This is a genomic window from Vibrio sp. 2132-1, from assembly GCF_033344315.1.
Genome location: NZ_JAWPON010000007.1, coordinates 186,783 through 205,950 on the forward strand (window position 1 = coordinate 186,783; position 19,168 = coordinate 205,950).

Sequence of the window (19,168 nt, forward strand, 5' to 3'; positions counted from 1 at the left end):
TGGAGCCTTAGATAATGAGAAAATCCACTTAACGATTGAGTTCCGCCAGAGATTCAATGCTGATGGCATCGTGTCGCCAATACTCGATATCGCAATCAATCAACTCACCGTGCTGGTTGTAGTTGATGCGCTCCACCACCATCGCTGGCGTGCCAGCTGTCGCGCGCAGTGCCTGAGCCATTTCACCCAACAAAGTGCTGGTTGAAATGCGGTAGCGAATCTTTTGATACGTTACGCCATAATGATCGCGATAAATGTCCGTCAGTGAATTTGATAAATCGTAGTCCAACAGGTTCGGAAACAGCTCTGGGCGAATGTAGTTTGTTACGAATACCACAGGTCTATCTTCAAGGTATCGCACACGGTCAACTCGATACACATCCGAGAAAGGCTGCAAGTCCAGCAAGCGCGCGGCTTGTTTGTTTGCCAACGTCCCTTTTGCTGCGACCAACTCCGTTTTTGGCACACGATTTTGCGCTTTCGCCATGTTCGGGAAGTTCAGAGTTTGGGTTGGATCGTAACGCAATGGCTCAGGTGAGATAAACCAACCTCGGCGATCTTCGCGATAGATTCGACCTTCCGCTTCTAGCAGTGATAAAGCTTCACGCAGAGTGACGCGTGTAGTATCGAACGACTCCGCCAACTTACGCTCTGCTGGCAGTTTTTGACGCGGCGATAACATGCCCGCTTCAATCTGTTCAACAATCGAATCTTTAATTTTTACGTATTGCACGAAGTGTCCTTATCTTTTGCGCCAAGCTTGTGTGCGATTCTCTAACAATTTACCCAAAGTCATCTGAACAATCTTCGCAATTGCGGCAGCAATCATGATCATCACAGCCATTGCCGCTGCAGCGCCAGTTTGACCTGCATCGTCCATATTCAGAATCGAGACCGAAGCCGGAATCGTATCGGTTGAGTAAAGGAATACTACCGCAGAAGTGGTGGTCAATGCATTAACAAACAAGTAAGTCGCAATGTCCAAAATCGTAGGTAAGCACACAGGTAATGTCACTTTAAAGAACAACTTGTATTGAGGAAGCTTCACCGATGCCGCCGTGGCTTCAATCTCCGATGGCAACTGCTTTAGCGCTGTCAGGGCGGTCATGTGACCCACTGTGTAGTAATGCACTACCGTGTTAATTACCAAGAATGCCATGGTGCCATAAAGTACGTTCAGAGGATTGTTCGCATCGTTGAAGTAAAAGATGTAACCCAAGCCAAGCACCATACCCGGAACTGCCATTGGCACCACGCTGAGCATTTGCATCACCTGACGAATTGGACCAAACGCACGCCCTTTCTCAATGCAGTAAGCACCGACAAAGATAATGGCTGTACCGATCACTGCCGTCCAGCCTGCCAGCGTTAGCGAATTGAAGAATGGGCTCCAACCGTAAGTGCTCATTTCAGCAAAGTTGTAGTTGTTTAGCGTCAGCGCTTTGTTCCAAGGCCAGAACGTCACTAACGAGCCATACACCGCCATGCCAAGCACAGCCAGCACTGCAATAGAAATGATGCTGCAGTAAACCAAACAGATGCTGTCGCGCGCTTTGTTGGGTTCTGGCTGATAAGGCACTGAACGTGTGTCGAATAAGCTCTTTTGTTTTTTCTGTACCCAGCGATCTGCACCAAATGCCATTACCGCAGGGAATAACAACATAATGCTGGTCACCGCACCCATGGCAAAGTTTTGTTGTCCCACAACTTGCTTGAAGATGTCAGTCGCCAGGACGTTGTAGCTTCCACCAATCACTTTCGGCACACCAAAGTCCGTGATAACCAGCGTAAAGACCACGATAAGCGTACTGATCAAACCGTATTTCGCCGCAGGTAACGTCACCATAAAGAAGGTTTTGATGGGTGAAGTTTTCAGTGCGCGGGCTGCTTCATACAAACGGGCATCTGAAGTACGCAGCGAAGTAGTCAAAATCATCAATGCATGAGGGAAGGTCCAGAAAATCAAACCCATCGAGATACCAATCACGCCGTAAATCGAGTTTCCTAACAGCATCTCTTTGGCAATGCCTTGATTACCGAAAAGGAAAATCAAACTGATCGCTGGTAACAACGAAGGCGCGAGAATCGGCGCAGTACCTAGGATTTGGAACAAACCTTTAAACGGCATGCATGAACGAGTCAGCGCATAGGCATAGCCAAACGCAAGCACACCCACTACCGAGGTCACTATCACGCCCAGAGTGAAAGTATTGCCCACCGACACCCACAAGCTTGAAGAAGAAAAGTACGTCGCAAAGTTTGCCAATCCGACAAATTCGCCATTGGCATTTTGCACACTCTTGGTCAACATGGCCCAAAGCGGCATTAAGATGAAGAGCACCATCATGGTCGACAAGCCAGCGAGCAAACCAAACAACACAAGGTTGTCACGGCTGACACGTCCGAGTAAGGGTTTTGCTTTGTCTTGTGTGGTCAGGCTATTCATCGTCATTGTCTTCGCATCCATGTTTACACCTACGCTGCTAGCGCTTTATCAACCGAGGGCACGGCGTAACCATGCAGCCCTTCTTCAACAAACTGGATGTAACGTACATCGCCCGCTTTGATATTGAGTTTTTGAACCGTTTCCACAGGCACATCCACGACGATGGTTTTCGTTGAGCTGTCGTTTTGCAATACGCAATCAATACGGAAAAACGCCCCCAGAAACTCGGTTGCGGTAACTCGCACTGGTAAAGAGTTGGTGTAGTTTTCAACGAACTTGATGCTTTCAGGACGCACCGCAAGGTCGAAGCGATCACCACGTTGGATCTTACGATTGGTCAAGCTTGGCGCTGGCATTAGGGTTTCCGCAATGCGCACTTGGGAGTCCGTAGCTACTGAGGTTTCAATAAAGTTCATGCTGCCGACAAACTCAGCAACAAAGCGCGTGGCTGGTTGTTGGTAGATCTCTTGAGGTGTGCCTACTTGCTCAATCACACCATGGTTCATTACCACGATACGATCCGCCATCGACAACGCTTCGTCCTGATCGTGCGTAACCATGATGGTAGTGATGCCAAGCTTGCGTTGCAGCTTACAAATTTCATCACGTAAGTGAACACGTACTTTCGCATCCAACGCAGATAAAGGTTCATCAAGAAGAAGCAGTCCCGGAGATAAAGCAAGCGCTCGCGCTAACGCCACACGTTGTTGCTGACCGCCCGACAACTGGTTAGGAAACTTCTGCCCTGAGGTTGGTAAGCCTATCGTTTCGAGCCACTGCTCTACTTTCTCCAGCGCCTCTTTGGTTGACATACCTTGGTTTTTCAAACCCACCGCAATGTTCTCTTGTACGGTGAGGTTTGGAAACAGCGCGTAAGACTGAAACACAATGCCGAAATCACGCTTTTCTGGTGGTAGAAATGTGGTCTCTTGGCCGTTTTGAAAAATCGCGCCAGAAGTAGGTAGATCTAAACCTGCAATGGCACGTAATAACGTAGTTTTACCGCAGCCAGAAGGGCCTAAAAAACAAACGAACTCGCCTTTTTCGATCGCCAGTGAGATTTGCTTTAATGCAGTGAACTGTCCGAATTGCTTCACTACATCTTCGATATTTAGGTAATGTTGGTTAGTTGACATAACACACGCTCCAAATGGTATATACCAACTTTAATTTTGGAGTGTTACGTTCCAATGACAAATTTATAGCCAGAATATGACAAATAGATGAAGGGAGATAGGGTTTGTTTAAGTGGTAATTAGAGATTCCCGACTTTCTTAAGTTCGTCATTCCAGCGAACCTAGGTGAGACTAGGAATCTACTTTCAGCAAACTTTGAAATAACAGAGAAAACAAAAAATCCACCTCAACCGAGGTGGATTTCAGTATTCAACTCAAAGCAAATTCAATTAAGACTTTGGCTCTGATTTCGTGTCAAACTTTTCAGACCAAGCCGCTAGAATCTCTGCACGCTTGCTGCCCATTTGCGCGAAGTCCATCTTCGCCATGTTCTCTTGAACGTTCGGGAAGTTAGATACTGTCGCTTTCACTTCTTTATGTGCAACCACTGGGTACATTTCTACGTAAAGCTCGTTTGCCGCTTTAGAGATTGACCAGTCGACAACACGTTTCGCTGCATCAGACTCTTTTACTAGACCAACAGCTTCTGATTCCCAGCCGATGCCTTTTGGTGTGATAACCGATAGTGGTGCACCTTGTGTTTTCAGCTTCGCGCCGCGGCTCGCCATCGAAATACCGATAGCCACTTCACCCATACCCGCTTGAACACATGGCTTAGAGCCAGAGTGCGTGTAGTGTGCAATGTTCTTATCTAGGTCACGCATGTAGTTCCATGCCTGCTCTTCACCCATGTTTTGTAGCCAAGCAGAAACCTGCATGTAGCCAGTGCCTGAAGACGCTGGGTTCGGCATTGCAATGTGACCTTTGTAAACCGGCTTCGTTAGGTCTTCCCAAGACGTTGGTTTCGGTAGGTTAAGTTGTTTCGCTACCGCTTCGTTGAAACAAACTGCGTTAAAGAACGCATCGTTACCGAACCAAGCTTGGTTTGATTGAGGGTCGTTTAGGTTCGCGTGCAGCTCTTCCAAACCTTTTGGTGTGTAAGGCTTAAGAAGACCTTCATCTTTAAGCAGTGCCATTGACGAGCCAGCAAGACCCCAAACCACTTCCGCTTGAGGGTTGTTCTTTTCTGCCAGCAATTTCGCCGTCATGATACCGGTGGAATCGCGAACCCACTTAATCTTGATATCTGGGTTATCTTTCTCAAACGCAGACTTGTATTTAGCAAGAATGTCAGTTTCGAAAGCGGTGTAAACCGTGACTTCCTGTGCTGCCATTGCATTCGTAGCTAGCAGAGAGACAAGTGCAGCCAGCGATCCTTTCATCAAACGGTTTTTCATCATTTTCTCCAGTTAATTTGGCTAAGTTTTCATTTGGTCTGTACCAGTTGACGATATACACCCTACTGAGCCTTTGTGACGAAATCATGACCATTAAATGGCAGTTTTACGAAAATTTGCGATGAATAATCGTTCAATTGATCCGCCATTTTCTGGATATTAAAGTTTTATGAAATTGGAGATTCGCCTATTTACTGCCCTTTTCTTCCTCGATAAAGTGATTTTGAAATTTGGTGTAGACCAACTAGCCTATTCTGATGGAAATCGAGATGAAAAACGAATACCTACTACTGACTCCAGGTCCTCTATCTACTTCTGAAACGGTACGTGAAGCCATGCTTAAAGACTGGTGTACTTGGGATGATGAATACAACAAAGACATTGTAGAAGTGATCCGCACTAAGCTTGTAAAACTGGCAACTCAACAAGACGGTTACACCAGCGTACTAATGCAAGGTAGCGGCACCGCATCAGTAGAAGCGACGATTGGCAGCGCCATTGGCAAAGATGGAAAATTGTTGGTTGTCGACAACGGTGCGTACGGTGCACGTATCGCTCAGATCGCTGATTACCTAAATATTCCATGCCATGTAGTTTCCCCAGGCGAAACATCACAGCCACACTTGAACGAGGTGGAAACTGCATTGGCATCGGATCCTACAATCACACACGTGGCAATTGTTCACTGTGAGACAACCACTGGCATGCTTAACCCAATTGAGGAATTTGCTTCTGCAGCAAAAGCACACGGCAAAGTGGTGATTCTCGATGCCATGTCGAGCTTTGGTGGCATTCCTATCGATATTGCAGAATTAGGCATCGATTTTATGATCAGCTCTGCAAACAAATGTATTCAAGGCGTGCCGGGCTTTGGCTTTGTGATTGCGAAACAAACTGAGCTAGATAAGTGCCAAGGTCAGGCACGTTCTTTGAGCCTTGATCTTTACGACCAGTGGCATTGTATGGAAGTGAACCACGGCAAATGGCGTTTCACGTCTCCAACGCACACAGTTCGCGCTTTCTACCAAGCATTGCTAGAACTGGAACAAGAAGGCGGCATTGAGGCTCGTCATAACCGCTACCAAACTAACCAGAAAACACTGGTTGCAGGTATGCGTTCTCTGGGGTTTGAGCCACTACTGAGTGATGACCTTCACTCGCCAATCATCACTTCTTTCTACTCTCCGACGCACAGTGATTACCAGTTCAAAGCGTTCTACACACGTTTAAAAGAGCAAGGTTTTGTGATTTATCCGGGTAAGGTATCGAACGCAGATTGCTTCCGTATCGGCAACATTGGCGAAGTTTACCCAGCAGATATCGAGCGCTTAATCGGTGCAATTGAAAAAGCAATGTACTGGCAAGTTACGTAAAGCAGCCTTCTGATTGAGAGAGCGTTATGACTCAGAATATCAAACCGACCCATTTCCGCAGCGAAGGCGACGTCAACACAACACCAGCGCGCCAAGCTTGGAATGCATCGATGGACGACGAACGCACGCAAGCATTATTGAAGCGTGATTCGGAGGTCTTTCTTCATCAAGCCATGTCGACGCCTTGCTTAGATACCTTGGAAGCAGCAGAAGGCATCTACATCCAAGATGCCACCGGCAAAAAGTACATGGACTTTCATGGCAATAACGTCCACCAGCTAGGCTATGGTCATCCGCATGTGATTAACCGTGTGCAAGAGCAAATTGCCAAACTGCCGTTTTCACCACGTCGTTTTACCAATGAAACCGCGATTGAATGTGCCGAAAAACTCACCCAAATCTGTGGCGGCGAATTGAACCGCGTGTTGTTTGCTCCAGGTGGCACATCTGCAGTGGGCATGGCTCTTAAATTAGCACGCCACATCACGGGCAATTACAAGGTGGTGTCGCTGTGGGATTCCTTCCACGGTGCATCGTTGGATGCCATCTCAGTAGGTGGCGAAGCGTGTTTCCGCCAAGGCATGGGACCATTAATGGCAGGTGTTGAGCGCATTCCACCAGCCGTATCTTACCGTGGCGCTTTCCCAGTTGCCGACGGCAGTGACGTGCATTACGCCGACTACCTTGAATACGTGATTGAGAAAGAAGGCGGCGTGGGCGCATTTATCGCAGAAGCGGTTCGCAACACAGATGTTCAAGTGCCAAGTAAAACCTACTGGAAACGCATCCGTGAAATCTGTGACAAACACAATGTCATGTTGATCATCGACGACATCCCTAACGGCATGGGTCGCAGCGGTGAATGGTTTACCTACCAAGCCTACGACATCGAGCCAGATATGCTCTGCATCGGTAAAGGTTTGGGCGGAGGCTTAGTGCCTATCGCAGCCATGGTAACCAAAGACAAATACAACACTGCCGAGCAAATTTCCATGGGTCACTACACTCATGAGAAAAGCCCTATCGGTTGTGCTGCGGCACTGGCAACCATGGAAGCCATTGAGCAAGACGGCTTGCTAGATAAAGCCAAAGCCGACAGCCAGTTCATGCGTGAAAAACTGCTAGAGATGAAAGTCAAGTACCCAGTGATTGGTGATGTACGTGGCATCGGCATGTTGTGGGGCATTGAACTGGTCACCGACCACGAAAGCAAAGCACGCGCGTATGACGAAGCGGAAGCTGTGTTGTACCAATGCCTCAACAACGGAGTGAGTTTCAAGGTATCGCAAGGTAACGTGATTCAACTCAGCCCACCGCTGATCATCACCCGCGAACAACTAACAGAAGCGTTGGCGCTCTTCGAAGAAGCCATCGCCAAAGTGTGTAAAGACTTTAACTACTTTTAGGGTCAATAGACCTCAACAAAAACCAATTTATTCAGAGCGCCGTTTCAACGTGTAAGCAGGCGCTCTGGCAAGCAAGAAAAAGGATTGAACATGAGCAACTCACCAATTCAAGCAGTGATCTTTGACTGGGCTGGCACTATCGTCGATTTCGGCTCTTTTGCACCAACCAGTATCTTTGTGGAAGCGTTCAAGCAAGGATTTGATTTCGAAATCGATCTTGAAGAAGCGCGTGAACCAATGGGGCTTGGTAAATGGGACCACATCCAAGCTGTGGGTCGCATTCCTGCGGTTGATAAGCGTTGGAATGAGAAGTTTGGTCGCTCAATGACCAGCGAAGACATCGACGCTATCTACGCAGCATTCATGCCGCTGCAAAAAGCAAAAGTGGCTGACCACGCAGAGCCAATCCTTAATGCGATTGAAGTTGTGAACGGTCTGAAAGACAAAGGCATCAAGATCGGTTCTTGTTCTGGTTACCCTCGCGAAGTGATGGATGTGCTGATTCCTGTGGCTGCGGATTACGGCTACAAACCGGATTACGTAGTAGCAACGGATGACCTGCCGCAAGGTGGTCGCCCAGCACCATTTATGGCACTGAAAAACGTGATTGAGCTGAATGTTACCGATGTTAATGCGTGTATCAAAGTGGATGACGCCGCACCGGGCATCGATGAAGGTCACAACGCGGGTATGTGGACCGTTGGTTTGCTGCTTTCTGGTAACGAAGCAGGTCTAACGTTTGAAGAATACCAAGCCGCGGACGAAGCAACGCTTGATGCCGCTCGTGAAAAAGCGCGTGCAAAACTGCTCAAGAGCTCGCCGCACTACCTTATCGATACGATCGCTGACTTCCCAGAAGTGGTTGCAGATATCGAACGTCGCCTAGCAGCAGGTGAGCGTCCTTAGTAGAGAATCATTATTCTCACGCATAAAAAACCTCTCAGCATCGAGAGGTTTTTTGTATCACGTATTAGTTTCTAACCAAATGAGGTTAGTTGATCGCAGTACTCGCTCGGCGTTTTAGCTTAAAGCCCATGTCCGTTGCATGTTCTACAGGCTCACCTTTAATGGCTTGCAGTAACTTGTCTGCGGCTTTCGTCCCCATACGTTCGTAATCGAATTCCGCACAGGTCAAACTTGGGTAGGCGTGCTCACCCATAGAAGAGCCTTCCAAACAGATAATCGCAATGTCAGTCGGGACTTTCAGCACTCGGCGATGACACTCAAACAACGCGCCAATCGCAATCTCTTCATGGCTACATACCAGAGCATTCAAACTTGAATCGCGCAGCAATAACTTTGCCAACCCTTCCGCACCTAATTGTGAAGATGGCGCTTCGTGGGTGGTTAAGAAATGGTCCGGTGCAAGGTAGTTCTCAATCATCGCGCTTTGCCAGCCGTGTAGCTTACGTTGCAAAGTGGAGTGATCCCCACGCGCACCAATGAAGCCCACGTTCTTGAAGCCTTGCTCAATCACATGCTTGGTACAGGCTTTACCCACCTCAAAATGGTCAACACCGATATTGAGGTAACTGGCTTTCGAACTTAACTCAGCAATTTCCAATACTGGCGTGTTCGAGGCTTCCAAAAGCTGATTAGTACGTTGGCTGTGTTCATTACCAAACAGCACCACTCCCGCTGGGCGGCTCTCAAGAAATGTCGAAAGCAGTTTCTCTTCTTGCTCTACCGAGTAATCACTGTAGCCAAGCAGCAACTGATAACCCGCTTTGTTCAACGCTTGTTGAAAGCTCGGTAAGAAAAGCGCGCACGCTTTTTCAAACAGGGAAGGAATGATAAGAGCGATGGAGTAACTTTCAGCAGACGCCAAAGCCCCTGCCGCTTTATTCGGGATATAGCCGAGCTCATCAACCACTTGTTGAATCTTTTCTCTCAGCTTGTCAGATACTAGCTCGGGCGTTCGTAATGCTCTCGACACCGTCATGGTGCCTACGCCGGCTTTTTTAGCGACGTCCGCCAAGGTGACATTGCCAGTACTTCTTCGTTTGCGAGGTTCGCTCATTGTTCTTATTTAGTGTTCTCTATTTTCTGCCGCGACATCTTACCACAGCGTTTTATTGGTTTTGATATTAGCGCATTAGAAGTCGATCACAAGCATATGAAACTCGGACGACTGATAAAAATGGTAGCGCTATCACAATTTATGATAGCGCTATCAGATAGCGCTACCATTTGTGATCATTCTCAGGTTTTTCTGACAAATTGATCGATAAAGTACCCATCAACAAAACAACAAACCGGAAAGATCCAATGCTACGTGAACTGATTACCTCTGATGTGATTCGCATCCATTCTGATGCTACTGACTGGAAAGATGCGGTGAGCAAATCCTGTGAAGCACTGATTGAAAATGGCGCGATTGAGCCAAGCTACGTGGACGCTATTTACCGCTCACACGAAGAGCTCGGTCCTTACTACGTGGTAGGTCCTGGTATGGCAATGCCACACGCTCGCCCTGAAGATGGCGTTAACCGTTTGTCTCTTGCCATCACGGTGATTCAAAACGGCGTGAACTTCGATTCTGAAGGTAACGACCCAGTGAAAATGCTGGTTACGCTAGCCGCGACAGACAGTAACTCGCACGTGGATGCGATTTCTAAACTGGCTGAGTTGTTTATGAATGAAGAGCATGTAGAAGCCATCTGCACCGCTCAAAACACACAAGATGTTCTCGCGATCATCGAAAAATACTAACTCCTGATGTGCCCTTAAAAAATGGGCATACACCCCTATAAAAAGAAAAGGTCTGAATTATGAAAATTATGGTTGTTTGCGGTCACGGTCTTGGTACTAGCCTAATGATGGAAATGAGCATCAAAGGCATCGTGAAAGAATTGAATGTAAACGCAGAAGTGGATCATATCGATCTAGGTTCTGCAAAAGGTACGGATTGTGACATCTTCATCGGTACTAACGACATCGTTGAACAGTTGAACGCACTTGGCGTTGAACCTCGCATCGTTGCGCTTGATAACATGGTCGACAAAGTGGCAATGAAAGAGCGTCTATCTGTAGCACTTCAAGAGCTTGGCGCTCTATAAGGTGGCGTTATGGAATTTTTCAGTTTCTTAATGAACGATGTCCTATCAGAGCCGGCGGTTCTGGTAGGTCTTATCGCCCTAATCGGCTTAATTGCCCAGAAAAAACCGGTCACCGAGTGCATTAAAGGCACGGTAAAAACCATTCTTGGTTTCATCGTGCTTGGTGCGGGTGCAGGTCTAGTTGTGACTTCTCTGGGTGACTTTGCGACGATTTTCCAGCACGCATTTGGCATCACAGGCGTGGTTCCAAACAACGAAGCTATCGTCTCTATCGCGCAAGAAGCGTTTGGTAAAGAGATGGCGATGATCATGTTCTTCGGTATGTTAGTGAACATCTTGATTGCTCGCTTCACGCCATGGAAATTCATCTTCCTAACAGGTCACCACACACTATTTATGTCGATGATGGTAGCGGCGATCCTTGCTTCTAGCGGCATGAAAGGTGTTCCACTGATCGCACTTGGCTCTCTGGTTGTGGGCTCTGTGATGGTGTTCTTCCCTGCGATTGCTCACAAGTACATGAAGCAAGTAACAGGTTCTGACGACGTTGCGATTGGTCACTTCTCTACCCTTTCTTACGTACTATCGGGCTTTATTGGCAGCAAGTTCGGTAATAAAGAACACTCTACTGAAGAGATGAACGTACCTAAGAGCTTGTTGTTCCTACGTGATACGCCTGTAGCAATCTCGTTCACTATGGGCATCATCTTTATGGTGACGTGTATCTTCGCTGGCGGTGACTTTGTACGCGAAGTTAGCGGTGGTAAGCACTGGTTCATGTTCGCGCTGATGCAATCCATCACATTCGCCGGTGGTGTGTACGTTATCCTTCAAGGTGTACGTATGGTTATCGCAGAAATCGTTCCAGCGTTTAAAGGTATCTCAGACAAACTAGTACCAAACGCAAAACCTGCGCTTGATTGTCCGGTTGTATTCCCATACGCACCAAACGCAGTATTGGTGGGCTTCCTATCGAGCTTTGCGGCGGGTCTTTTGGGCATGTTCCTACTTTACGTGATGGGTCTCACTGTGATTATCCCTGGTGTCGTTCCACACTTCTTTGTAGGCGCAGCGGCAGGTGTATTTGGTAACGCTACAGGTGGTCGTCGCGGTGCAATCTTGGGTGCTTTTGCACAAGGTCTATTGATTACCTTCCTACCAGTATTCCTAATGCCAGTACTTGGTGACCTAGGCTTTGCTAACACGACCTTTAGTGACGCAGACTTCGGCGCTGTTGGTATCCTACTGGGTCTGATTGTTCGTTAAGTAGTTAGTCTGAATATGACTAGCTGATAACTGACTTGATTGATGCGGGAATAGGCTCATAGGCATCAATCCTAAAGAGTCTCTAGTCATAGCAAGCGACTGACTTTAGAACAACCGGAGCATGAAAGAAAACAAACGCCCCTCACGTGAGGGGCGCTTTTCTTTTTGGCACTATCTTAAGGAGGTTTGGCTTATTGAAGCGTAGTTCCGTTAGATAGCAGCTTCCTTGTCGGCTCTTGCTCGGTGTATTCGACCGCATCGTGAGCGGCGAGCTTATCGACTTCCGCCTGTTCACCCACCACAATCAACACATGTTGTTTCACCAGAGCGTCGACTACTTCAATGTTGTGCTGACGAAGAAGCGCTCTCACTTCGCTCTCTTTTCCTTCATGATACTTAATAAAGTAACGTTCAGGTTGCTGCTCGGCTTGATCTTGGCGTTCATCCACGAGAGGAAATCCTTGATTGTTTGCCAAGCTGCTTGAGCTCAGTCCGATTGCCAATAGTGCGGTAGCGCCTACCGCAGACAAAGAAAGTAAGGTCAACTTCTTCATAGTCACTCCTTATTGAAAGGTCAGAGTCCAACTGTTGATGGTGCCTGTGTCTCTTCTGGCACTGTCTACCGCTTTTAGTTCCCATGTACCTTGCGATTCAAAACCAGAAAAATCCGCTTGGAACGTGTTTTTTATATCGTTAGCGCTGCCGCCAGTATTATTGTGAAGTACAACTTCTCCACCAGTCGGTGACGTTAAAGTCACTCGTAGATCACCGATGTAAGTGTGGCTAATATCAACGTCAATACTTACTGTGCCTGAATCACCAGAGCGATCGACTTCTACTGCACTGATTGCGCCAGAAGATTTATTATCTGGAATCGCAACAGGGCTGGTATTTGAGAAGCTAGAGTCCGAAGAGCTACCACCATCAGGTCCATTACAGCCAGCGTCCAAGAACAGCTTCGCCGCTTCAGCATTAACTAGGCCGTGGCCAGTACGGTTGTCTCGACCAGCAACATCAATATCTGTTGCAGTTTTCACTAGGGCATTACGTACTTGCGCTGCAGTACAGGTTGGGTGGTAACTCCACACCAAGCCAGCTACGCCCGTTACGTGCGGTGTCGCCATTGATGTACCATTGTAGTACTCGTAATCTTCACCAGAGGTTGTTGCAACAGTAATCTCCTGACCAACATACCCCAACAGCTCTTGACCAAATGCACGATCAACCGTTACCGAAACCATACGATAAGCGTTGTTTGTGTCTACCAAGAAAGGGTTTTGTAAACCAGGTAGTTCAGAGTTGCTGTATACGATTGCAGCTCGCGCACCCGCATTGTAACAAGCCTGAACCGCATCTACTTCAGGGTAGTTTCCTGAAGACTGGTTGCCGATACGCTCAGTCAAACAAATTTTGCCCGACATATCACCACAGTTAACGTTACCGCCAGATACATCACAGCTATCTAGCATTGCCGTTACTGAACCCGCGATTGGATCCGGAACATACGAAGAACCGTTATTGATCAAACGATTGTGAGGAACAATCCCACGATCAAACTGGCTTACACCATTCAAGGTAATATCAGAAAGTTTACCTTCACCTACCGTAACCGTTGATAAGATCGCCACACCCGGGCCTGAGATCTCAACTTGATTAGTAGATTGTGAGAACGCTGCATGATCATTTTGATTATCAACAGCCGCAACAGACATCACTGAGTCATAAGAAGCTGGATAGCTGTGCGCTGTATTGCCATCATTACCTGCAGCGGCAATCAATAGAACGCCTTGATCGTAAATATTTTGCAGTGCATTTTGCTCAGTTCGGCTTGATTGACTACCACCAAGGCTCATGTTCACAACGTTAGCACCATTATCGGCACAGGTCTGGATTGCTTTAACAAGCCCAGATGAGTAACCCCAACCCGATTCGTTAAATACTTTCACGATGTGCAAATTAACATTCTGGTTTGGCATCACACCCTTTACACCTTCGGTGTTGGCAATCGCAGCAATCGTACCCGCGACGTGAGTACCGTGGGCATTGTTGTTACCCGGATCACTCCATGATCCCGTACCACTATCGTTAGTACCAGCAACGCGGTTACCGCTTAGGTCGTAGTGCGAAATGTCGTACCCTGAATCGATAATACATACAGTGCGATTACCCGCATTGAAGTCAGCTAGCAGTTGAGCATTAACCGCTTCATATCCCCATGGGGTCGTTTCGCTGAGCAAATAGCGAGGTGGATCGACTTCCACGTATTCCACATCACTACGATTGCGAAGCGGCTCTAAGTCATCGCCATCCAGTTCAACGCTGTAAATGGCGCGATTGCCCAGTTTTTCCACCTTACGTGCCTTCACCTGTTCTAGAACAGACTCCTGCGCGATTCGTGGCCCCCAGAATGAGTTACCACCCATTGAAGAACGGCTGACTGCATCTTCTTTGAATTTGACGATGTACTTCGTCGGTAACTTAGATTCATCAAATCCCATTGGTGGAGCCGCAAACGCTGACATCGAAGTGGTCAGTGCTATTGCTACGGCAGACAACGAAAATAAGCCTTGTTTTTTACTTGTTGTGTAGTGCATTTGCCCTATTCCTTATTTGAGCTAATTTTTATTCACTATATTCTCATGAAAAGTCATCATCATGATGTTTGCATGAGAGCTTCAGCTATAGTTTACAGAGCAAAAATGCCAAACAATTTGTTTCATGAATATACAAATTTGTACAAAAGATCATTCAATAAACACTTTAAGTTAACATTAAAAATCACCGACAAAACCTTATAAAGCAATTACTTAATTAACAAAAAGTGAATGTTAAATTAATGTTAGTGAGTAATTATTCTAAATATCACCCATTTAATCGATTGCTATGCTGAATGGATTTTTTGACCGTGGTGCCAAAACTGAAATATTGAATATTTAGTTGTTGACTGTCTTGAGCATTTACTCAGAATTAGAAGGTTTAGTGAGAAAAATTCTCATCTAAATACTGTTATAGCCGAGCGTATTCACGCATTCGGAACAATAACCATTACAAGAAGAGTGAATGATGAAAAAAACAATCACACTATTAACTGCATTACTTCCGCTTGCCTCCGCCATTGCAGAGGAGCCAACTTTATCACCAGCAATGGTTTCTGCGGCTGAAGTGGTTAGCGCGCAAGAAAATCAAACTTATACGTACGTTCGATGCTGGTATCGTACGAGCCACTCTAAGGACGATGCGGCTACCGATTGGAAATGGGCAAAAAACCAAGATGGTAGTGACTTCACTATCGATGGTTATTGGTGGAGCTCTGTCTCATTTAAAAACATGTTCTACACCAATACCTCACAAAACGTAATTCGCCAGCGTTGTGAAGAAACACTAGATCTAGCGAGCGAGAACGCAGACATTACATTTTTTGCTGCTGACAATCGTTATTCTTATAACCACACGATCTGGAGCAATGATGCTGCAATGCAACCAGATCAAATCAACAAGGTAGTGGCTTTGGGTGATAGCTTGTCTGATACAGGCAACATCTTTAACGCGTCCCAATGGCGCTTCCCTAACCCGAATAGCTGGTTCTTGGGTCACTTCTCAAACGGTTTTGTTTGGACGGAATACGTTGCTAAAGCCAAAAACTTACCGCTATACAACTGGGCAGTTGGTGGCGCAGCAGGTGAAAACCAATACATCGCGCTAACTGGTGTCGGCGAACAAGTTTCTTCTTACTTAACCTACACAAAGCTGGCGAAGAACTACAACCCTGCTAACACATTGTTTACGTTAGAGTTTGGTTTAAATGATTTCATGAACTACAACCGTAGCGTGCCGGAAGTAAAAGCGGATTACGCTGAAGCTCTGATTCGTTTAACAGACGCTGGCGCGAAGAACTTCATGTTGATGACACTGCCTGATGCAACCAAAGCACCACAGTTCAAATACTCAACACAGGAAGAAATTGAAACGATTCGTGCGAAAGTATTGAAGATGAACGAGTTCATCAAAGCACAAGCGATGTACTACAAAGCCCAAGGCTACAACATCGCATTGTTTGATACACACGCACTGTTTGAGAAGTTAACCTCGGCACCAGAAGAACACGGTTTCGTAAATGCAAGCGACCCTTGCTTAGACATCAACCGTTCATCTTCTGTTGACTACATGTACACTCACTCATTACGTTCTGAATGTGCAGCATCTGGCGCAGATAAGTTCGTGTTCTGGGATGTGACTCACCCAACCACAGCAACGCATCGTTATGTGGCTGAAAAAATGTTAGAAAGCAGCAATAACTTAGAAGAGTTTCGCTTTTAATAAGCCGTTGTTGTTCATTGCAAGTTAATCTGCATAAAAATGACCACGATGCTTCGTGGTCATTTTTTATCGATATCGACCCCTGATAACGGGTTTATTTGAGCTCGCTTAGTTCAAGCCGTTGATTTAGAGACGTTGACTTTGAGCAGTCTCATTCAGCGTTCTGTTTTGGTACGTTACCGCGGAAGCTGTTCACCATAATAGAGATCAACGTCTTTAAGGTTTCATCATCACTGCGGTATGAGTAGGCTCGTATACCCGTAAACTGAACCTGGAACAACTGAGCAAGAAGCAATGTATCCTGGGCTTCAATTTCGCCATTCTCGATTGCTCGCTCAAACAGCTTTGCAAGAAAAGATTCAAATTGGTTTGCTAAGCTGTTTGTTTGATTGCGCAGCGCATTAAAATCCTCAGCAAATTCACTTGCTGATTTGACTAACATGCACACTTCACTGGGATTGGAGTCTCGCTGATTGATAACCACATCAATCGCGAAAGCTTCTATTGCATCTAGAACCGTTGTGTTCTGAGCTAAATGCAACTCAAACAGGGCTTGTAAGTTCGCAACGTACATTTTTAGCGCTTCACAATATAGCCCCTCTTTTGACCCAAACGTCGCATAGATACTTCCAGGACGCAGATTAACGCTATCTTGCAAATCACGTGTAGATGTTGCATGAAAACCTTTCTTCCAGAATAGATCCGAGGCGGCTTTCACCACTTCATCACGTTGGAATTTCTTTGTATTCGCCATGAGCAATTATCAATTTTGAACATATGCTCAATTTTATATTGAGCGACCGCTCAAAATCAACTATCCTGTTCTTGCCTAATTCGCTCATATCCAATTACAGGAGATTTAAACATGGCAGAATTTAAACTGTATACCGCAGAAAACGCACCCGAAGGATCAAAGCATCTGATTGAAAATTCAGTCAAAGCGTTTGGCATGCTACCAAATCTTCATGCTGTTATGGCTGAAGCGCCAACCTTGCTTGAGGGTTATCAAGTTGTGCATGAGCTCTTTCAACAAACATCATTTAACGCAGAAGAATTGACCGTCGTATGGCAAACCATCAACGTTGAACATGGTTGTCACTACTGCGTTCCTGCTCATAGTGCGATCGCGGCGTCAATGAAAGTGGATCAGGAGATTGTTGATGCTCTCGTCAACCAAACACCATTGGCAGACGAAAAACTTGAAACACTACGAGAAACAACGCTTCAAATGGTGCGTCAACGTGGTGTAGTGGAAGAGTCTCAGATAGAGAAGTTCTTTGCGGCAGGTTACGGACAGCAGCAACTGCTTGAAATTGTACTTGGTCTAGCGCAAAAAGTGATGAGTAACTACACCAATCACCTAGCTGACACCCCGGTTGATGCACCTTTCAAGAAGTTCGCCAAGTAACTTAAGCTTTTATTACTGGTCCCATTCATGGGACCAGTAATACCTTCAAAAAAAGCTTTGTTGCATGGCGCTTCGCTAGTGTGTGCTGACCCCTAATTACAACGGCGCAACGTCGGTTCCCCCTAAAGACTGGTAAAGCGTAACCTGAGAGAGAAACTGGTTGTAGCGGTTTTCCAACAAAGAAGCTTGCGCGTTTCTGGTGTCTTCTTGTGCATTCAAATAGTCCATGATCGACGTCGAGCCATACTGATACCGCGCAGCATAAATGGACTCAGCGGCACTTGCGGCATCATATTGCTCTTGTAAACGCGCCGCTTGATACTTCAATTTCTCGCGTGCTGACAAGGCATTTTCGACATCTTGGAATGCGGCGTACAACACTTGGCGATAACTCACAATAGCCGATTGATAGTCTAAATCGGCAATGGCTTGGCTATTTTTCATCTCATTCCACTGCAAAAACGGCAACGTCATATCCGCACCTAAACTGCCGATAGGGTTGGAAAGCAGGTCTTTGAGCGCTTGTGACGATCCACCCAAAGCCCCAGTGAGCGTCAGCTTGGGCAAGTAGTCTAAATCTGCTGCGTCTTTATTTGCTAGCGCGGCTTTGACTTCATAAAGCGCTGCTTTAATGTCGGGTCTGCGGATCAATAAATCAGACGGAGCACCAACACTCAACGATGGCATATCGCCTTCAGGCAGCATTTGGATGTTTGCACTGATGCTCTTCGGCGGTTGATTGAACAAAATCGCAAAGGCGTTGTTTGCCTCAAGTAAACTCTGTTCAAACTCACTTTGCTGCGCTTGTAAGCTTGCCAACGTACGTTTGGCTTCAAGCACATCTAACTGATCCACAGCGCCAAGTTGGTACTGTTTTTCAATCAATTGTAGCGTTTGAGCTGCGTCTTCCACATTACGCTGACTGAGGTTTAAGCGCTGTTTTAGATAGCCGATTTGCCAATATAACGATGCCGTCGTTGCCACCAAACTTTGTGCGGTCGCCTCGCGATCTTGTTGACTTGCCATCGCCGTCCACTTGGCTTGGTCAACGTCTGCCGAGATTTTTCCCCACAAATCCAACTCGTAATTGACGGACAAGTTAGTGCTGTAGCTATCTGCCGATTCCCCGCTATCAAGAGATTTTTGAACTTGTCCTGATGTGGAAGAACTCAACGTAGGGAAAAGGTCATCTTGCGTTAAACCCAGCTGTAAACGCGCTTTCTTTAGCGTTAGCGTTGCCAGCGTCAAATCGTTGTTTTGAGCCAACACCTGAGCAATGTATTGATTAAGCGTTGGGTCGTTAAACGCCAACCACCAAGGATCCATACTGACATCACCCGCAACATGCATCTGTTGCCAATTTGCAGGCACTTGCACCTCAGGAGCTTGATAGTCGCTACGCATAAGCGACCCACAACCTGACAACCACACTGCACTTAAGGCAGCCGCGACCAATCGAGTTTTGAATTTCATTGTGTTA

The 19,168-nt window shown here is 46.6% G+C and carries 17 protein-coding genes; 8 read left to right on the forward strand and 9 right to left on the reverse strand.

Features of this window, described 5'->3' with window-relative positions:
• Positions 1-28 precede the first annotated feature (28 nt).
• From phnR to R8N47_RS09965, 4 genes are all read right to left on the reverse strand, one after another.
• Positions 29-733 carry a phosphonate utilization transcriptional regulator PhnR gene (gene phnR, locus R8N47_RS09950; RefSeq protein WP_005442366.1) on the reverse strand — a complete coding sequence of 235 codons (705 nt, stop codon included), beginning with the start codon at positions 731-733 and terminating at the stop codon, positions 29-31.
• A gap of 9 nt (positions 734-742) precedes the next feature.
• The gene (locus tag R8N47_RS09955) at positions 743-2,467 is read right to left on the reverse strand and encodes a putative 2-aminoethylphosphonate ABC transporter permease subunit (RefSeq protein WP_064354502.1); all 1,725 of its coding nucleotides are present in this window, start codon (positions 2,465-2,467) and stop codon (positions 743-745) included.
• Positions 2,468-2,475: 8 nt separating this feature from the next.
• Positions 2,476-3,582: a putative 2-aminoethylphosphonate ABC transporter ATP-binding protein gene (locus R8N47_RS09960; protein WP_318070287.1), complete on the reverse strand. Its 1,107-nt coding sequence runs from the start codon at positions 3,580-3,582 to the stop codon at positions 2,476-2,478.
• A 269-nt stretch (positions 3,583-3,851) separates the two neighbouring features.
• Positions 3,852-4,862 (reverse strand): putative 2-aminoethylphosphonate ABC transporter substrate-binding protein, encoded by a 1,011-nt coding sequence (locus tag R8N47_RS09965; protein ID WP_064354500.1) that lies wholly within the window; start codon positions 4,860-4,862, stop codon positions 3,852-3,854.
• 266 nt (positions 4,863-5,128) lie between these two features.
• Between R8N47_RS09965 and phnW the strand changes: the two genes are divergently transcribed.
• The 3 genes from phnW (at position 5,129) to phnX (ending at position 8,544) form a co-directional block, all read left to right on the forward strand.
• Positions 5,129-6,232 (forward strand): 2-aminoethylphosphonate--pyruvate transaminase, encoded by a 1,104-nt coding sequence (gene phnW, locus R8N47_RS09970; protein ID WP_064354499.1) that lies wholly within the window; start codon positions 5,129-5,131, stop codon positions 6,230-6,232.
• Positions 6,233-6,258: 26 nt separating this feature from the next.
• Positions 6,259-7,638: an aspartate aminotransferase family protein gene (locus R8N47_RS09975; RefSeq protein WP_064354498.1), complete on the forward strand. Its 1,380-nt coding sequence runs from the start codon at positions 6,259-6,261 to the stop codon at positions 7,636-7,638.
• A gap of 90 nt (positions 7,639-7,728) precedes the next feature.
• The gene (gene phnX / locus R8N47_RS09980; protein WP_042523361.1) at positions 7,729-8,544 is read left to right on the forward strand and encodes a phosphonoacetaldehyde hydrolase; all 816 of its coding nucleotides are present in this window, start codon (positions 7,729-7,731) and stop codon (positions 8,542-8,544) included.
• A gap of 85 nt (positions 8,545-8,629) precedes the next feature.
• On the opposite strand, the gene R8N47_RS09985 is transcribed toward phnX, so the two are convergent.
• The gene (locus R8N47_RS09985) at positions 8,630-9,658 is read right to left on the reverse strand and encodes a LacI family DNA-binding transcriptional regulator (RefSeq protein ID WP_005442357.1); all 1,029 of its coding nucleotides are present in this window, start codon (positions 9,656-9,658) and stop codon (positions 8,630-8,632) included.
• A 248-nt stretch (positions 9,659-9,906) separates the two neighbouring features.
• Here R8N47_RS09985 and R8N47_RS09990 point away from each other — a divergent pair, with 248 nt between their 5' ends.
• From R8N47_RS09990 to R8N47_RS10000, 3 genes are read left to right on the forward strand one after another with little or no spacing between them, the layout of a single operon-like run.
• A complete protein-coding gene (locus R8N47_RS09990) occupies positions 9,907-10,350 on the forward strand; it encodes a PTS sugar transporter subunit IIA (protein WP_005384357.1) in 444 nt (147 codons plus the stop codon).
• A 59-nt stretch (positions 10,351-10,409) separates the two neighbouring features.
• On the forward strand, positions 10,410-10,697 hold the full coding sequence (locus R8N47_RS09995; RefSeq protein ID WP_005374080.1) for a PTS sugar transporter subunit IIB: 288 nt from the start codon (positions 10,410-10,412) through the stop codon (positions 10,695-10,697).
• A gap of 9 nt (positions 10,698-10,706) precedes the next feature.
• Positions 10,707-11,963, forward strand: coding sequence for a PTS ascorbate transporter subunit IIC (locus tag R8N47_RS10000; RefSeq protein ID WP_042523363.1), 1,257 nt, complete (start codon positions 10,707-10,709; stop codon positions 11,961-11,963).
• A 191-nt stretch (positions 11,964-12,154) separates the two neighbouring features.
• Here the strand turns inward: R8N47_RS10000 and R8N47_RS10005 are convergent, their stop codons facing one another.
• Together R8N47_RS10005 and R8N47_RS10010 are read right to left on the reverse strand one after the other, a co-directional pair.
• A complete protein-coding gene (locus tag R8N47_RS10005; RefSeq protein WP_017635087.1) occupies positions 12,155-12,517 on the reverse strand; it encodes a hypothetical protein in 363 nt (120 codons plus the stop codon).
• A 9-nt stretch (positions 12,518-12,526) separates the two neighbouring features.
• Positions 12,527-14,557, reverse strand: coding sequence for a S8 family serine peptidase (locus R8N47_RS10010; RefSeq protein WP_017635086.1), 2,031 nt, complete (start codon positions 14,555-14,557; stop codon positions 12,527-12,529).
• A gap of 466 nt (positions 14,558-15,023) precedes the next feature.
• On the opposite strand from R8N47_RS10010, the gene R8N47_RS10015 reads away from it, so the two are divergent.
• Complete coding sequence (locus R8N47_RS10015) at positions 15,024-16,280, forward strand: SGNH/GDSL hydrolase family protein (protein WP_017635085.1); 1,257 nt, start codon at positions 15,024-15,026, stop codon at positions 16,278-16,280.
• A gap of 151 nt (positions 16,281-16,431) precedes the next feature.
• Here R8N47_RS10015 and R8N47_RS10020 read toward each other — a convergent pair whose 3' ends face one another.
• Positions 16,432-17,034, reverse strand: coding sequence for a TetR/AcrR family transcriptional regulator (locus tag R8N47_RS10020; RefSeq protein ID WP_005384344.1), 603 nt, complete (start codon positions 17,032-17,034; stop codon positions 16,432-16,434).
• Between the two features lie 111 nt (positions 17,035-17,145).
• Between R8N47_RS10020 and R8N47_RS10025 the strand changes: the two genes are divergently transcribed.
• On the forward strand, positions 17,146-17,688 hold the full coding sequence (locus R8N47_RS10025; RefSeq protein WP_005374097.1) for a carboxymuconolactone decarboxylase family protein: 543 nt from the start codon (positions 17,146-17,148) through the stop codon (positions 17,686-17,688).
• A 96-nt stretch (positions 17,689-17,784) separates the two neighbouring features.
• On the opposite strand, the gene R8N47_RS10030 is transcribed toward R8N47_RS10025, so the two are convergent.
• Entirely contained in the window at positions 17,785-19,161 is a 1,377-nt protein-coding gene (locus R8N47_RS10030) for an efflux transporter outer membrane subunit (protein WP_081008330.1), read from the reverse strand.
• Between the last annotated feature and the right edge of the window lie 7 nt (positions 19,162-19,168).